At 71.9% G+C, this 16,791-nt stretch carries 10 protein-coding genes and 1 other RNA gene; 6 read left to right on the top strand and 5 right to left on the bottom strand.

Translation table 11 applies throughout. From position 1 onward, the window contains the following. Position 1: 1 nt before the first annotated feature. The 5 genes from BDD16_RS04100 to fabI form a co-directional block, all read right to left on the bottom strand. Positions 2 to 5,317, bottom strand: coding sequence for a PAS domain S-box protein (locus BDD16_RS04100; RefSeq protein ID WP_179632773.1), 5,316 nt, complete (start codon positions 5,315 to 5,317; stop codon positions 2 to 4). Between the two features lie 25 nt (positions 5,318 to 5,342). Next, positions 5,343 to 6,464 (bottom strand): HD-GYP domain-containing protein, encoded by a 1,122-nt coding sequence (locus BDD16_RS04095; protein ID WP_179632772.1) that lies wholly within the window; start codon positions 6,462 to 6,464, stop codon positions 5,343 to 5,345. Between the two features lie 127 nt (positions 6,465 to 6,591). Continuing rightward, on the bottom strand, positions 6,592 to 7,803 hold the full coding sequence (locus BDD16_RS04090) for an acetate/propionate family kinase (RefSeq protein ID WP_179632771.1): 1,212 nt from the start codon (positions 7,801 to 7,803) through the stop codon (positions 6,592 to 6,594). A gap of 23 nt (positions 7,804 to 7,826) precedes the next feature. Then, positions 7,827 to 9,236 (bottom strand): bifunctional enoyl-CoA hydratase/phosphate acetyltransferase, encoded by a 1,410-nt coding sequence (locus BDD16_RS04085; RefSeq protein WP_179632770.1) that lies wholly within the window; start codon positions 9,234 to 9,236, stop codon positions 7,827 to 7,829. A 6-nt stretch (positions 9,237 to 9,242) separates the two neighbouring features. Further along, positions 9,243 to 10,031, bottom strand: a complete 789-nt coding sequence (gene fabI / locus BDD16_RS04080) for an enoyl-ACP reductase FabI (RefSeq protein WP_246332461.1) — start codon at positions 10,029 to 10,031, stop codon at positions 9,243 to 9,245. 271 nt (positions 10,032 to 10,302) lie between these two features. Here fabI and BDD16_RS04075 point away from each other — a divergent pair, with 271 nt between their 5' ends. The 6 genes from BDD16_RS04075 to rnpB all read left to right on the top strand — a co-directional run bounded on the left by BDD16_RS04075 (position 10,303) and on the right by rnpB (position 16,791). Continuing rightward, entirely contained in the window at positions 10,303 to 12,924 is a 2,622-nt protein-coding gene (locus tag BDD16_RS04075; protein WP_179632769.1) for a hypothetical protein, read from the top strand. 35 nt (positions 12,925 to 12,959) lie between these two features. Then, entirely contained in the window at positions 12,960 to 14,573 is a 1,614-nt protein-coding gene (locus BDD16_RS04070) for a substrate-binding domain-containing protein (RefSeq protein WP_179632768.1), read from the top strand. Positions 14,574 to 14,728: 155 nt separating this feature from the next. Further along, on the top strand, positions 14,729 to 15,481 hold the full coding sequence (locus BDD16_RS04065; protein ID WP_179632767.1) for a formylglycine-generating enzyme family protein: 753 nt from the start codon (positions 14,729 to 14,731) through the stop codon (positions 15,479 to 15,481). Positions 15,482 to 15,560: 79 nt separating this feature from the next. Continuing rightward, a complete protein-coding gene (locus tag BDD16_RS04060) occupies positions 15,561 to 16,094 on the top strand; it encodes a hypothetical protein (protein ID WP_179632766.1) in 534 nt (177 codons plus the stop codon). A 14-nt stretch (positions 16,095 to 16,108) separates the two neighbouring features. Beyond that, positions 16,109 to 16,438: an Rz1-like lysis system protein LysC gene (gene lysC / locus BDD16_RS04055; RefSeq protein ID WP_179632765.1), complete on the top strand. Its 330-nt coding sequence runs from the start codon at positions 16,109 to 16,111 to the stop codon at positions 16,436 to 16,438. Between the two features lie 36 nt (positions 16,439 to 16,474). Next, an RNA gene (gene rnpB / locus BDD16_RS04050) (RNase P RNA component class A) lies at positions 16,475 to 16,791 on the top strand.

The raw sequence follows: 16,791 nt of genomic DNA, 5'->3' as shown, positions 1-16,791 counted from the left end.
GTCACTCCGCGGCGTGTCCGCCGGCCTGCAGGGCTGCGTGCACTTGCGCCAGGGCCTGCGCCAGGATCTGCTGGGCCAGATCGAAGTCGAACGTGTCGATGGCCTGCGCCAGCGCGCGTGCCAGCGTGCCGAGCGCGGGCGCCAGCACCGGTGCGGCCTGCTCGTGCAGATCGATGACGGCGGTGTCGTGCTCGGCCAGCAGCGGCTGCAGCGCGGCGAGCAGCGCCTGCACGTGCGGCCAGTCGATCCCGTCCCGGAGGGTGTCCTGGGCGGCCTGGTGACCACCCGTGCCGGCCGCCGGATCGGCGGGCACACGCTCGGTGCCGAGTGCCGCGTCGATCTGTCCCAGCAGCCCGTCGAGGGCTTCGGCCAGCCGGTTGGCGCGGTCCTGCAGCCCGGTGTTCACGACCCGGTCACCGCAGGCCGCCGCGGCCCGCTCGATCTCGCGTGCCTGGCGCTGCAGGCCCCGCGCACCGAGCGTGCCGGTGACGCCAGCGATCGCATGGGTCCTGCTGCGCAGCGTGGTGCCGGTGGTGGTCTCCCGCAGCGCGGCAGCATCGCCACGGTGGTGTTCTGCAAAGAGCCGCAGTGAACGCCGGTACAGCAGGGTGTCTCCACCCAGGCGGGCAAGTGCGTCGGGGATGTCCAGACCCGCTGCGCCCAGGGCGGACTGCAGCGCGGCCTCGTCCTCCGGCAGGGGCGGCACCGGCGCTGCGGTGGAGGCCAGGGAGCCTGCCGGGCCGAGCCAGGTCATCAGGCAGCGGTGCAACTGCCCGGGCTCGACCGGTTTGCCGAGGAAATCGTCCATGCCGGCGGCCAGGCACTGGGCACGGTCGTCGTGGAAGGCGCTGGCGGTCAGTGCGACGATCGGCACGCGTTCGCCGCCGGGCAGTCGGCGGATCGCGGCGGTGGCGAGCAGACCGTCCATCACCGGCATCTGCATGTCCATCAGGATCAGGTCGTGCCGACCGGCCGAGAAACGCGCGACCGCCTGTGCACCGTCATCGGCCAGATCGACCTGCAGTCCGAGCGAGAGCAGCAGTTCGGCCGCGACCTCCTGGTTGACCGGGTTGTCCTCGACCAGCAGCACGCGTGCGCTGCGCAGGCCGGCGGGGGCCGCCAGCAGCGTGGCCGGTCGCGCGGGCCGCTCGGCGAGCGGGTGGCCTGGCAGCAGCGGCAGCTCGAACCAGAAGAGGCTGCCCCGGCCCGGCTCGCTGCGCAGGCCGATGCGGCCGTGCATCAGTTCGACCAGCCGCTTGCTGATCGCCAGGCCGAGGCCGGTGCCACCGAAGTGGCGTGTGGTCGAGGCATCGGCCTGCTCGAAGGCGGCGAACAGGTGTGCGATCTGCTCCGGCGCGATGCCGACGCCGGTGTCCTCGACCTCGAAGCGCAGCCACGCGGCGCCGCTGTCGCCACCCAGCGCAGTCGCGCGCACATCAATGCGGCCCTGCGGCGTGAACTTGACGGCATTGCCGATCAGGTTCAGCAGCACCTGCTCCAGCCGCAGCCGGTCGGCGCGCAGCGCGGGCGGGCAATGCGCGGTCTGCACGTCCAGCACGAGCTGCTTGGCCCGCGCCCGATCGAGCAGCATCGCGACGACCCGCTCAATGCTGTCGCGTGGATCGAAGTCGGTCGTTTCGAGGTGGATCTTGCGGGCCTCGATCTTCGAGAAGTCGAGGATGTCGTTGATGACCTCCAGCAGGTGCTGGCTGGCGTCGGTGATGCGGCCGAGGTGGTCCCGCTGGCGCGGTGTCAGCGGATCGCGCCGCAGCAGGTGCGCGAAGCCGATGACCGCGTTCATCGGCGTGCGGATCTCGTGGCTCATGTTGGCCAGGAAGGCGCTCTTGGCCAGGCTGGCAGCGTCCGCGACGACCTTGGCCTGTTCGAGCGCGAGTTCGATGCGGCGGCGGCGGATGATGCGCCAGAGGTCCATGCCGATCAGTTCGAGTTCGCGCACATCGGCTTCGCCATAGGGCTCGGTCTTGCCGGCGGCACACAGCATCAAGCGCAGTGTCTCGTCCTCGATGATCGGCACGGCCACCATCTGGTCTGCACCGGGCGGCAGCGCCACGCCCGGAGTGGCCTCGCCGAGCACCAGCGGGCGACCCTGTCTGCGGGCCAGCTCCCAGGGGGGCAGCAGCGGTTCGCCGGACGGCACATCCGGCACCACGATCGATTCGGGTGTGCAGCCGGTGCACGCCAGCAACTGCAGCCTGCTGGCGTCGTCGCTGTCGTGCAGGCAGCCCGCCGTGCTGCCACTGAGCCGCATGGCCTCGCCGAGGCCGAGCTGCAGCAGGTCTTCCTCGCCCAGCGTGCTGGCCTTCTGGCTCAGTGACAGCATCGCGCGCAGGCGCTGGTCTTCGCGGTTCAGACGTGCGTTGACGTGTTCGAGTTCGGCGGTGCGGGTGGCGACCAGCTCCTCCAGGTGCTGGCGGTAGCCGGCCAGTTCGCGCTCGGAGTGCACGCGGTCCGAGATGTCGATGCCGGTGCCGACGATCAGCGGCTGGTCGAGGTCGATGCGCCGCGACACGAACAGGTAGGGTGTGCGCCGGCCGTCTCGACCGACCAGCGACGCCTCGGCCTGTGCCTCGCCGTGCGCGAACACGTCGTGGATGCGCGCAGCAATCAGCGCACGCTCGTGCGGATCGAAGTAGTCGGTGGCGACGCGGGCGCGGATCTCGTCGGGCCTGTAGCCGGTGACCTCTTCGAAGCGGCGGTTCCACATCACGACGTGGCCTTGCTGGTCGAGCACGAAGAACAGTCCCGCGACCGACTCCATCAGCTGCTCGCGCAGGAGCTGCTCCTGGCGGGTCGCGGCCTCGGCACTGCGCAGCTCCAGCGCGAAGGCGACGTCTTGCGTCAGCCGACTGTAGAGCGCGACCTGTTCGGTGTCGAAGTGACCGACCGTGCCGGCATAGACCGACAGACAGCAGCGCACCTGGCCGTTGACCGTGACCGGGAAGGCCGCCGAGGCCCGGTAGCCGCGCTGCAGCGCCGCCTCGCGCCAGGGGGCCATCCGCGGGTCCGCGGCGATGTCGTTGACGACGGCCGGCGCGCCCGACAGCAGGGTGCGCACGGTCGGTCCGGGCTGGCCACCATCGCGTGGCAGGCGCAGCTGTTCGACATAGCCGTCGGAGTGGCCGGCGTGGACCAGCGGCAGCACCCGCTCGCCTTCGGCCTGACCGATCCAGGCCAACCGGAACCCGCCGATCTCGACGACGATGCGGCAGACCTCGGCATAGAGCCGGTCCGGATCGCGCAGCCGCACGATCGCCTCGTTGACGCTGCTGAGCACCGCATAGGCCTGGTTCAGCCGGTGGATGCGGGCCTCGTGCCGCCGGCTCTCGGTGATGTCGCGCCAGACTGCCGAGACCAGCGGCCGTCCGGAGTAGCTCAGCATGCGCAGTGTCAGCATGGCGTACTGGATGCCGCCATCGGCGCGGCGGTGGCGTGTCTCCAGGCTCTGCGGGGCTCCGGCGCGCACCTGGGCGACCGCCTGGCGGATCTCTCCCTCGTCGAGATCGAGCTGCAGATCCATCGGCTGGAGTGCCGTGAATGTCTCGCGGGTGTAGCCCAGACCGCGCCAGGCGGCGTCGTTGAACGTGACGAACCCGAGCGTGTCCGGATCGATCAGCACGATCGAGTCGGTGGTCTGGCCGAACATCGTGTCGATCAGCCGCTCCTGCTCGGCCAGCGCGCGTGCGCCCTGGCGGATCAGCGTGATGTCGCGTGCGACGCCGAGCACACCGACCAGCGCGCCGCGGTCATCGTGCAGCGGCGTCTTGATCGTCTCGTACAGTCCGCGCTGGCCGCCTGCGGCGCCGAGCCAGAGCTCGCAGCCGTGCGTCGCGCCACCGGCAAAGATCGCCGTGTCGCCCTGGTCCAGCGCGACGACGGTGTCGGCATCGAGCAGATCGGCGGCGAGGTGGCCGACGATCTGCTCCTCGGGACGTCCGACGAGCTGCGCGAACGCGGCATTGCAGCTGCGGATCACGCCATCGGCGTCCTTCAGCCAGACCAGGTCGGGGATCGCGTGCAGGATGTCGCGCAGCTGGCGCTCGCTGCGGTGCAGTTGCTGCGTCGTCGTCCACTGGGTGATGGCGGTCGCGGCCAGCTGCACCGAAAACGACTGGTGTTCGAGTTCTTCGGCGTCGGGCTCGCCCGGTTCGCGCCGGTAGACCGCGAAGGTGCCGAGCACGCGCCCGTGCGCGCCGATGATGGGTTCGGACCAGCACGCCGCCAGGCCGTGCGCGGCGACGATCTCGCGGAACGGGGCCCAGTTCGGGTGGCTCTGCAGGTCGGCGGCGATGACACGCTGGCCGAGGCTGGCCGCTGCGCCGCACGAGCCGGTCTGCGGCCCGATCGCCAGACCGTGCACCGCCTGGTTGTAGGCGTCCGGCAGGCTCGGGGCCGCTCCGTGGAGGAGCTGCGTGCCAGCGTTGTCGAGCAGCAGGATCGAGCACAGGCTGCGCGGGAACAGGGCCTCGTGGTCGCGCGCGAGCTGCTCCAGCAGCGCCGGCAGCGTGTCGCCACGCGCCAGGCTCTCCAGCAGGCGCAGCCGGCTGCGGTCGCGCTGCCTGGCACTGTGCAGCCGTGTGACATCGGTCATCACCGCGACGCGGCAGTCGCGGTCCTCGTGGCCGATGTCGTGCGAGCGCGAGACGACGACGAGGCGGCTGCCATCCCGGCGCTGCTGGTGCCACTCGCCGGTGTTGACCAGCCCGCGGACGTGGTGTGCCAGCGCGATCAGCCGCTCGCGCTCCTCGGGCACGTACAGATCGGGCAGGCGCAGCGCCTCGATCTCGTCGGCGCGGTAGCCGTAGAGCTGCAGGAAGGCCTCGTTGACCTCGACCAGCCGCAGCGTGCCGCGCTCGTAGACCAGCATCGGCGCCGGGTTGTGCGCGAAGAGCGCGCGGTACTCCTGCTCGACGCGGCGCAGATCACCGATGTCGCGGCCGATGCCCAGCACACCCAGCACCGAGCCATCGGGACGGCGAACGGCGGTCTTGATGGTCTGCAGCAGTTCGCTGTGGCCGTCGCTGGCGAAGGTGACGACTTCCTCGTTGATGCGTGGCGTGCTGCTGCGCATCGCCGCCAGATCGTGGTGGCGGAAGAAGTCGGCCAGCTCGGCCGGGACGAAGTCGTGGTCGGTGCGGCCGATGATGCTGGCTTCCGGTGCGCCGAAGAGCTGCTCGAAGCGCGGGTTGCAGGCCAGGTAGACGCCGTCCGGATCCTTCAGCCAGACCAGGTCGGGGATGGCCTTCAGGACTGCACGCTGCAGATCCAGCCGGTCGAGGGAGTGCGCGTCGCTGCCCATGGCGGGACATTCCGTTTCGTTCAGTTCAGTCGTCCGCCAGACGCACCGCGATCGCGGCGAACTGGTCCTGCACCCGCGCGAACGCCGTGACGATGGCCGGATCGAAGTGGCGACCCGATTCGCCGAGGATGTGGCTGGTGGCTTCGGCGGTGCTCCACGCGCGCTTGTAGACCCGCCGCATCGTCAGCGCGTCGAACACGTCGGCCAGTGCCATCAGCCGTGCCGGCAGCGGAATCGCGGTGCCGGCCAGCCCGTCCGGGTACCCGCTGCCGTCCCAGCGCTCGTGGTGGTGGGTCGCGATGACGCGGCCGATCTCTAGGAAGCGCAGCACCTCCGGCGTGTCGGCCCCGTCGCCGCTGACGCTGCGGTACTGCGGCAGCACCTGCAGGATCGCGTGCGTGATCGCTTCGCCGCCGAGGCGCGCGTGGGTCTTCATGGTCTCGAACTCGTCCGGGGTGAGCCGGCCGGGCTTGAGCAGGATGTGGTCCGGGATGCCGATCTTGCCGATGTCGTGCAGGGGCGCGGCCTTGACGATGCAGCGCAGCGCCCCCTCGTCCAGCTCCGGGGCAAAGGCCGGATCGTCCTGCAGCTGCCGCGCCAGTGCCTCGACGTAAAGCCGCGTGCGCAGGATGTGGTTGCCGGTGTCGTTGTCGCGCGTCTCGGCCAGGCCGGCGACCATGCTGAGCGTCAGGTCCTGCGTCAGCAGCGTCTCGCGCATGCGCTGCGCCAGCTCGCGTTCGAGGTCGGCGTTGTGGTCGCGCAGCCGGTCGCGTGCCGACTTCAGCTCCAGATGGGTGCGCACCCGCGCCAGCACCACCGCCGGCTTGACCGGCTTGGTGATGTAATCGACCGCACCCAGCGCCAGACCATGCTCCTCGTCGTCCTCGGAGCCCAGCGCGGTGACGAAGATGACCGGGATCGTGCGGGCATGCACATCGGCCTGCAGCCGCCGCAGCACTGCGTGGCCATCCATGCCGGGCATCATCACGTCGAGCAGGATCAGGTCCGGCCGCGTGTGCTGCACCAGCTCCAGCGCACTGGCCCCTGAACGCGCGCCCAGGACCCGGTAGTGCGGGTTGAGCAGACGCGCCAGCACTGCCAGATTCAGGGGCTCGTCATCGACGATCAACAGGGTGGACTTGGACATCTTGGGCGGTGGATACTGCTTGATCACCAAGCCGGATCCTGCCAGATCCGGACGTCCCGCACCACTGTACCGGGGTGGAGCAACCTCGATTTCCCTGCAAAGTTGGTATGGTTCCGGACCGGTTCGTTCAGCGGGTGTCGAGCAGCGCCCAGGCCGCCTGTGCCGCCACCCGACCTTCGTCGGTCGGCACGACCCAGACCTCGACTGCGCTGCCCGCCGAATGGAGGGCTGCGATGCCGTCCCCGCGGGCGGCCGTGTTGGCGGTACCGTCCAGCTCCACGCCGAGGTAGTGCAGCGCCCGGGCCAGTGCGGCGCGCGTGGCCGCGTCGTGCTCGCCGATGCCGCCGGTGCAGACCAGCACGTCCACGCCGCCCAGCACCGCCGCCAGCGCACCCGCCTCGCGGGTCAGCCGGTAGGTGAACAGGTCGATCGCGGTGCGGGCCTGCGGGTTGCCGTCGTCCGCGGCGCGGCGCAGCAGGCGCATGTCGGCACTCAGGCCGGAGACGCCAAGCAGGCCGCTTTCCTTGTAGAGCAGCTGCTCGACCTGCGCCTCGGTCCAGCCCTCGCGCCACAGGTGGAGCACGACGCCCGGGTCGAGCTGGCCGCAGCGGCTGCCCATCATCAGCCCGTCCAGCGCCGAGAAGCCCATCGAGGTGGCGACGCTGCGCCCCTCGCGGGCACCGCACAGGCTGGCGCCGCTGCCCAGGTGCGCCATCAGCACCCGGCCGCCAGCGCGCGTGCTGCAGCCGCGCAGCACCTGCATCACGTAGTCGTAGGACAGCCCGTGGAAGCCGTAGCGGCGCACGCCCTCGTCGTGCAGCGCCTGCGGCAGCGCGAAGCGGGTTTCCAGCTCGGGCAGGTCGGCGTGGAAGGCGGTGTCGAAGCAGCCGATCTGCGGCAGCGCCGGGAAGGCCTTGCGCAGCGCCCGCACGCCGGCGAGGTTGTGCGGCTGGTGCAGCGGCGCGAGCGGGGTCAGGCTCGTCAGCAGCATCATGGCCGTGTCGTCGAGCCGGGTCGGGGCGCGGTAGTAGCGCCCGCCATGCACGATCCGGTGCGCCACGGCGACGATGTGCGCGTCCGGTGCCACGGCGGCGACATGCGCCTGCACCGCCTGCAGCGCCACGTCGAAGCGCTGCGCCTCGTCCGCCGGCTCGGCCAGATCGACCGGGTCCGCCCCCGACGGACACAGCCGCAGCCGCCCGCCGGGCTGCAGGCCATCGATCTGGCCCGCGGCGAAGGACGGGTGCGCGGCGATCTCGCCGGGCGTGTCGCCGCAGCGCGGGTAGAGCGCGAATTTCAGGGTCGCGGAGCCGGCGTTGATGACGAGGATGGAGTCCATGGTCGGTGTGGTTCCTTCGATGTTCAGGGACGCTGCGTGCGCCACGCCAGTGCCAGCCGCGCCGCCAGCGCGGCCGAGGCCAGCCGCGAGGCTTCTCCATCCGCCCGGCTCGTCAGCGCGATCGGCACCCGCACGCCGAGCACGATGCCGCAGCCGGCCGCACCCGCCAGGTAGTCGAGCTGCTTGGCCAGCATGTTGCCGGCCTCCAGGTCCGGCACCAGCAGGATGTCGGCGTCACCGGCCACCTCGGAGCGGATGCCCTTGATGCGCGCCGCCTCGGCCGAGATCGCGTTGTCGAAGGCGAGCGGGCCGTCGAGCAGGCCGCCGGTGATCTGGCCGCGGTCGGCCATCTTGCACAGCGCGGCGGCGTCCAGCGTCGAGGCCATCTTCGTGCTCACCGTCTCGACCGCCGCCAGGATCGCCACCTTCGGCCGCGCCACGCCCAGCACCCGCGCCAGGTCGATGGCGTTGCTGACGATGTCGGCCTTTTCTTCGAGTGTCGGGGCGATGTTGATGGCCGCGTCGGTGATGAGCAGGGGCTTGGGGTAGGCCGGCACGTCGAAGCGGAAGACATGCGAGATGCGCCGCTTGGTGCGCAGCGCGGGGGTGGCGATGACGGCGTGCATCAGCTCGTCGGTGTGCAGGCTGCCCTTGATGAGCATCTCGACCGTGCCGGCCGCGGCCAGCTCCGCCGCACGCGCCGCAGCGGCGTGGCTGTGCTCGACCGCCTCGATGCGGACGCCGGTCAGGTCCAGCCCGAGTCCGGCCGCGACCGCCCGGATGCGCGCTTCCGGCCCGATCAGCCACGGCACGATCAGCCCGCGCCGCGCTGCCGCCATCGCCCCCGCGAGCGAGGCCTCGTCGCACGGGTGGACCACGCCGCACGGCACCGGCGGCTGCCCGGCCAGGTCCGCGGCCCAGCCATCGACCCACTCGGTCAGCCGCGCGGCGGGGTCGAACAGGTGCATGGTCGGCATCGCGGCGCGCGGGCGGCTGATTTTCTGCAGCGGTGCGCGCACCATGGCCTCGCCGCTGACGACCACCGCGCCCGCCTGGTTCGTGACCACGCAGTCGAGCGTCAGGCGGTGGCGCTCGTCGTCGCGGGCGGTGACGGTGGCCTGGATGGTCAGCGTGTCGCCGGCGCGCACCGGCAGGTGGAAGCGCAGCATCTGCGCCTCGTAGATCGTGCCGGGGCCGGGGAAGTGGGTGCCCAGCAGCGTCGAGATCAGCGCGCCGGCCCACATGCCGTGGGCGATGGTGCCGTGGAAGCGGGTGGCGTTGGCGTACTCGGCGTCGACGTGGGCCGGGTTGACATCGCCCGAGACGAGCGCGAAGGCGAGGATGTCGTCCTGCGTCAGCGTGCGCACGATGCTGGCGCTGGCGCCGAGAGGCATCTCGTCGTAGGTGCGGTTGGTGATCATGGTGTCGTTCATGCTGGTTCAGCGCACGGCATGGAAGCCGGCGTCCACGTAGATGGTCTGGCCCGTCATGCCGCTGGCACCCGGGCCGACGAGGAAGGCGGTCAGCGCGCCGATCTCGTCGAGCGTGACCAGCCGGCGCAGCGGCGATTCGGCGGCCGCGGTTGCCATCAGGTCGTCGAAATCCTCGATGCCCGAGGCGGCGCGGGTCGGCACCGGCCCCGGCGAGACGGCGTGCACCCGCACCCCCTTGGCGCCGAGTTCGACCGCCAGGTAACGCACGGTCGACTCCAGCGCGGCCTTCACCGGGCCCATCAGCCCGTAGTGCGGAATGGCTTCCTCGGCGCCATGGTAGGTCATCGTCACCAGCGCGGAGCCGGCGCCCAGGTGCGGCTCGCACAGCCGGGCGAGGGCCGCCAGCGAGTGGCAGGACACCGTCATCGCCCGGGCGAAGCCGGCGGCGCTGCTGTCGATGACCCGGCCGTGCAGCTCGGCCAGCGGCGCCCAGGCGATGGAGTGGATGACGAAGTCGAGGCCGCCCAGCGTCTCGACCGCCTGGGCGACCAGGTGCTCCAGTTCGCCTTCGACCTCGACGTTGCAGTCGATCAGCGGTGCGCCGAGCGTGTCGGCCAGCGGCTGGACCCAGGGGCGGGCCTTCTCGTTGAGGCAGGACAGCACCAGCGCAGCGCCCTGCGCGTGGAGGGCCTCGGCGCAGCCCCAGGCGATGCTGTGGGCATTGGCCACCCCGAGCACCAGACCGCGGCGGCCTGACAGGGGGAGCATGGAATCGGCGAGTGCAGGTCGGGACATGGCGGGATTCTCCTGTGCCAGAGCATGCACGCAGCGTTCCCGATCGCCGTGACCACGCCATGACGCAGTGCAGCATTCTTGACCCAGCGCAATCTTCAGGCCAGCGCCCCGCGCGCTGGATTTTCAATGTGACAGGTCCGTGACCCGCTGGCTCACGGGGTGAGCTGTCACGAGATTGATACATGGCCGTACCACAGTGGCGCCGGCGCCGGGCATGGCCATGTGCAGGCGCTTCCTTCACCGTTTTTCTCTCTCCGGGCGCTTTCCCCACATGCACCACATCTTCATCGGGCTCGGTGGTACCGGCGTGCGCGTCTGGCAGGCGATGGAACGTCGCCGCCAGATCGACACGGCTGGCGTGGCGAGCCCGGGTCTGGCCCGCGCCCGCACGGCCACTGCGACCCCGGCCGCGCCCGTGCTGCTGATCGACACCGACGCCAGCCTGCACGACGACGAGGCCCCCGGCTGGTGTCTGGCCGGGCGCAGTCTGGCGCCTCCGCGGGCGCAGCGCCTGCTGCTGGCCTCGACGCAGTTCGAGGTCGGCCGTGCCGAGATCCTGGCGGCGCTGTCCAGCGTCACGCGCCTGGCCCGGGACGCTGATGGCGCTGATGGCGCCGGGGGCCCGCCGGCCATCCACCTGATCGCGCATCCCGGCGAGCCGGTCGGGCTCGGCCTGCTGCTGGGCGTGCTGGACGCCTTGCGGGCGCTGGTGCCGCCCGCCCGTCTCCAACTGCACCTGACGCTGTCGGAGCAGACGCCCCTGCTGGCCGCGCTGCAGCAGCGCGCCGAGGCCGTGCCGCCGGGCTTCGACCGTTGCTGGCTGTCCACGCCGGTCGACGAACGCGGCACGCGTGAAACCGATGCCGCCCTGCGCCAGGAGCGGCAGGCGCAGTGGCTGCTGCAGGCCTGGACCGACGCCGCGCCGGCCACAGCGGCCGGACAGGTGTCCGCGCCGCGCGGCGAGTTCGCGCTCTGGGGCCTGGCGGAGTGGCGCAGCGACCTGGTCGCGGTGCAGCGCCACCTCGGGCATGCGCTGATGCTGCGGCTGCTGGCGCAACTGCGCTTCGACCACTGGCGGCCGGGCCTGGGCTATGTGAACCAGCCTGCTGCGCTCCGGGCCGCGGCGGACGCGGGACTGCCGGAGGATCCGCAGGCCTGGCCTGGCGCGTCGCCGGAGGCCACGGCCAGCCCGCCGCCACCGACCCTCGCCGCCGCGCAACAGGAGTGGCAGCGCCTCGCGGCCCACTACCTGCAACTCGTTCAACACTGCGCGCCAGCACAGCGCCGGGAGGAACTGCGCCGGCTGTTCGCGCTCGGGCTCGCGGAGCGGTTCGGCGGGGCCGGGCTGGCGGCGGCCTTCGCGGTGCCTGCCTCGGCCTTGCGCCAGCGTGCTGCGGCGGTGCGGGCCGGGATCGAGACCGCGCTGTGGCAGGACTGGCGGCTCGGCCACCTCGCGCTGCGCGATGGGGTGGCCCGGGTGGCCGCCCAGGTTGCGCAGGCCGACGCCCGGCTGCACGATCTGGACGCCCGACAGGCCCGCGACGACCGCCAGGTGGCGGGGCTGCAGGCGCAGATCGATGCCGAGGTGGCGGCGCCCGCACCGGGGCGCTGGTTCGGCCCGCGTGAAGGCGATCTGCATGCCTTCGCGCTGCGCCTGCAGGCCTGGGCCCAGGCCAGCACCGCGCAGGCGCACACCGCGCTGCTGCGCCGGCAGTGGGCGGCGCTGCGCGCCGAGCTGGCCGATCTGCAGGACATGGTCGACGCCACCGAGCTGTCGCTGGCGGCGCTGGCCGGCGAGGCGGACGAAGCGGCCACCGCCGCGCTCGCCCCGCCTGCGTCCGGTGACGGGTTCTCGCTGCGCCTCGACACCCGCGAGCAGGTGCGCGCGCTGGGCCAGACCTGGGTGCTGGCGGAAGCGGCGCAGCGCGAATCGGTGGCCTATCTGCGCGCTGATCTGTTCACGCGGCTGGGCGATGGCGCCGGTTTCCGCCAGCTGGCCCAGCACCTGGGCGAGCGGGCGGGCTGTGCGCGCCTGCTGGCCACCAGCACGCAGCGGCTGGCGCCGTCGGTGGTGGCCTCGGCCGCGCAAGGGGCCCTGCTGGCGCTGGCGCGGGCCTGGCAGGACGATCCAGCCGCCCGGCCTGTGGCGCTGCAGCGTCTGGGAATGCAGGCGGGCGCCGGTGCGTGGTCGACGGACACGACGCACACCGCGGACACGCCACCGGACATCACCGACACCCTGCGGCTGCCACTGGCGCTGTTGCCTGCGCTGCCGGTGCCGCCCGCCGCGGCAGGCGCGGAAGCCGCAGAGCCGGTGGATCCGGCGGAATTGCAGCGGGCCGCGGTGGAGGCGCTGCGGGTGTCGCTGCAGGCCCTGCCGATGCCGTGGCCGGGCGGCACCCTGGACGTGCGGCTGGCGGCACCGCACAGCCCGGCCGCCAGCAGCGTGGTGTGGCGCCGCCAGATCGCGCCGGTGCCGCTGGCCGCCCTGCGTGGCCTGCAGGCGCCCGAACCCGCTGCCGCGGACCACGCGCCCGACCACCGCCCCGGCCTGCTGCTGCTGGGCGAGGCGCTGGGCCTCGTACGCGAGGACCTGGGCGCGGGCGTGGTGCTGGTGCGGCTGGACGGCGAGGGCTTCGAGGCCGACCGTGTCGTGCTCGGCGCGCACTGGGACGCCGCCGCGATCGGCATGCCCGAGCCCGTGCGCTGCTGGCTGCAGGAGGACGTGGACGCCGCGCTGCGCGCCTCCCCGGTCCGCCCGGACCGGCTGCGCGACGTGATGCAGCGCCGCGTGGCGCAGCTGCTCGCCGCCCCATCGCCCGAGGACCCCGACGGACTGCGCCAGCGCTGGTCTGCGGCCGTCCAGACCGCCATGCATCTTCTTCCCGCTTGATTCCGCTTGATTGCGACTGTGACAGGACCCACCCCATGACCCAGATCCAGACACACGGTGTCTGCACCAACCTCCCCGAGTCCTGCCGGCTCGCCGCCAGTGGCCAGCCGCAGGCGCTCGACGCCAGCGGCGGCCGCTGCAGCGAGTGCGGTGCCACGCTGATGGCGCCTGCGGGCGCGCTGCGGTCCGCGTCGCCGCTGAAGTGGCTGCTGCCGCTGCTGGCGCTGCTGCTGGTCGGCGCGGCGCTGTGGTGGTGGCTGCACCGCGCCCCGGCGACCTCGGCTGCGCCTGCGGTGGCGGTGTCCGCGGCAGCGGTGGTCGCGGCCTCCGGCCCGCCTTCCGGCAAGGGCGACGGCGGCAGCACCATCCGCCTGCACGGCTCCAACACGGTCGGTGCGGCGCTGGCCCCGGCCCTGGTCAAGGCCTTCCTGGCCCGCGAGGGCTACACCAGCGTCGAGCGCCAGCCCGGCGCCAGCGCCGAGGACAGTGTCCTGACCGGCCGCCGCCCCGATGGCGCCAGCCTGCGTGTCGAGCTGCAGGCCCACGGCACGGCGACCGCCTTCCAGTCGCTGGCGGCGGGCACGGCCGACATCGGCATGGCCTCGCGCGCCATCAAGGCCGACGAGCTGAAGACCACCAGCCAGCTCGGCGATCTGGCCGCCGAAGGCAGCGAGTACGTCATCGCGCTTGACGGCGTGGCGGTCATCGTCCACCCGAGCAACCCGCTGCAGCGCCTGTCGATCGCGCAGATCCGCGACCTGTTCAGCGGCCGCGTCAGCGACTGGGCGGCCGTGGGCGGCCCGGCCGGTCCGGTCACCGTCCACGCCCGCGACGACAAGTCCGGCACCTGGGACACTTTCCGCTCACTGGTGCTCGACAAGCAGCCGCTGGTCGCCGCCGCCCACCGGCACGAGGACAGCCGCGCGCTCGCCGACGCGGTCGCCGCGGACCCGCAGGCGATCGGCTTCGTCGGACTGCCCTATGCCCGCCAGGCCAAGACGCTGGCAGTGGCCGACGGCACGGCCAACGCCCTGCGCCCGAGCCGCTTCACGGTCGCGACCGAGGACTACGCGCTCTCGCGCCGGCTGTACTTCTACGTGGCGCGCAACGCGCCGCCGCTGGTGCGCAAGCTGGCCGACTTCGCCGTCTCCGACGAGGCCCAGAAGCTCGCGCAGGCCGAGGGCTACATCGGCCAGATTCCCGAGGCGGACGAAGGCGTCGGTGCCGCCGCGGTCGAGGCATTGCCGGCCGAGTACGTCCGGCTGACGCGCGGCGCGCGCCGGCTGGCGGTCAACCTGCGCTTCAAGCCGGGCGTGGACCAGCTCGACAACAAGGCCCTGCGCGACATGTCCCGCATCACGCGCCTGCTGGAAAGCCGCATCGGCCCCTCGCAGCACCTGATGCTGCTGGGCTTCTCGGACGGGCAGGGCGATCCCTGTGCCAACCTGACGATCTCGGTGCAGCGCGCGCAGTCGGTGGCCCGCGATCTGGGCACCTACGGGCTCAAGGCGTCCGCGGTGCAGGGCTACGGTTCGGCCGCACCCGTGGCGAGCAACGACACGCCGTCCGGCCGCGAGCGCAACCGCCGCGTCGAGGTGTGGATGAGCGAACGGGCGGTCGAGCCGGTTGCTGCTGCGCGTTGTCATTGAGTCAACCCCCTCGAATGAGGGGGTCATGGGGCAACTGACCTGCGGCCGCCAGGCTCCGTCAGTGGTTCAATCCGGTTCCGCGAATTGATTCAGGTCGGGGGAGCGGGGGCTCCCAGGCTTGACTCCGTTCTGCAGGGATTGGGAGATTCCACTACATGACTATCCATGGTCAGGGACCGGGCTGTTCGAGCCCGCACATTCCACCGGACCAACCGGTCTGGGCCGCTGCGTTCGGGCAGGACGTCTGGGGGTACTGGGCCGAACTGGCGCTGGGGCCGGTGTCGCAGCGGCTGCGCCACATCGCGGCCGGCGAGTTCGGCATGGGCTCGCCCGCGAGCGAGCCTGGGCGCAAGCAGGACGAGTGGCGCCGCACGGTGGGCATCGACCAGCCGTTCTGGCTGGCGGACACCGCCTGCAGCCAGGCCCTCTGGCAGGCGGTGACCGGCCAGCAGCCCAGCCGGTTCCGTGGTGACGATCTGCCGGTGGAGCAGGTGAGCTGGGATGCGGTGCACGTGCGCTTCCTGTCCGAACTCAACCGCCGCGTGCCGGGCCTGAACGCCATGCTGCCGACCGAGGCGCAGTGGGAATACGCCTGCCGGGCTGGCACCGCCACCGTGTACCACTGGGGCGACGGGCCGGTGTCTCCCGACCTCGCCCACCACGAACACCGCCAGCCGCGCCAGACGGTGCCAGTGCGCTCGTTCGAGCCGAATGCCTGGGGGCTCTACCAGATGCATGGCAATGTCATGGAGTGGTGCGCCCAGAACGGGCGCAGCGAGGACCGCGTGGTGCGCGGCGGGGCGTGGAACAGCCATGCGCACACGCTGCGCTCGGCCAGTCGACTGGAGCGCAGCCGCTCCTCGGCGCGCAACGACCTGGGGTTCCGTCTGGCCGTGCCGGTTGGCTGAACACCAATCCTCACCGATTTGGCCGGGGATCCTCCGTAACATCCGGCATCACCACAGCACCCTCGGGAGACTTCCCCCTATGCCCAGCCCGATCCGCCTCGTCGCGCCGACGATCGCCCTGCTGGTGGCCGGCTGGATCGGCCATGGCATTGGCGCCGCCCGGCTGGAGGACACCCGCGCGAAGCTGCATGCGCTGGAGGCGTCCGGTCAGGCGGCCCTCGCCGCGCAGACCGTTGCCCGCCAGCAACTCGCCGATGCGCTGCTGGCGCAGCAGGCGGAACACGAAGCGCGCCTGGCCGCCCAGCGCAAGGCCTTCGACGAGCAGAAGATGGAGATGGCCGAAGCCTTCGACGAGGTGCAGGAGCGGCTGGTGACGCTCAGCAGCCAGCGCCCGTCCAACGACGCCGAACTCCAGCGGGTGCGTCTGGCGCTCGCCTCCGCCAGCATCGGTCTGGCCCGCGAGGAACTGAACCGCCGCGAGGCCCGGCTCGTCACGCTGCAGGGCCAGCTCCAGCGGCTGCAGGCGGGGCTGAACTGCATGCAGGCGCCCGTGCCGGACGACGCCGTGACCCGGCTCAACCGGGTCAGCACCAGCCGCCCGGCGGCCCGCTGAGCAGGAGGATGGCGATGCACCACATTCCCCGTTTCGTCGTTGTCGGCATGTTCCCGCTGGTGGCCGTGGCCCTGACAGGCTGTGCGACGCACCCGGCCGCGCAGGTTCCTGCCTCGCTCAAGTGCGAACCTTCGGCGGCGCTGCTGGCTCCGTGCGCTGCGCCCGTCGCGCTCAAGGCCGGTCTGACCTACCGCGAGATGCTGGACGCGCACCTCGCGGACCGCCAGCAGCTCCAGCGCTGCGCCACCCAGCAGGACGAGTTGCGCCGGGCCGTGAACGCCTGCAATGCCCGGATCGATGCGCACAACGCCGAGCTGACGAAGGCGGCGGCCAGGAAACCCTGAGGCGCTTCCCGACCGCTGTGGGACAATCCCCCCCGTGGAGCCAGCCAGACCGCCGCTGGTGCAATCGCCGAAAGGCCGCACTGGAGGAAGGTCCGGACTGCATGGAGCAGCGTAGGAGGTAACGCCTCTCCGCCGTGAGGCGAGGATCAGAGCAACAGAGACGAGCCGGTTCAGTCCGGGTGAAACGGGCAATCTCTACGCGCAGCAACACCAAATAGGCCAGCATTGAGGCGGCTCGCTGAGCTGGCGGGTAGGTGGCACCGAGCCGGGTGGGTGACCCCCGGCCCAGATGAATGGCGGTCACGGTGGGGCAACCCACCGCACAGAATCCGGCCTATCGGCTGACTCCACAC

Source organism: Sphaerotilus montanus, assembly GCF_013410775.1.
Classification (GTDB): Bacteria; Pseudomonadota; Gammaproteobacteria; order Burkholderiales; family Burkholderiaceae_C; genus Sphaerotilus; species Sphaerotilus montanus.
The sequence above is the reverse complement of the archived record's forward strand: the minus strand, read 5'-3'. Positions and strand labels throughout refer to the sequence as shown.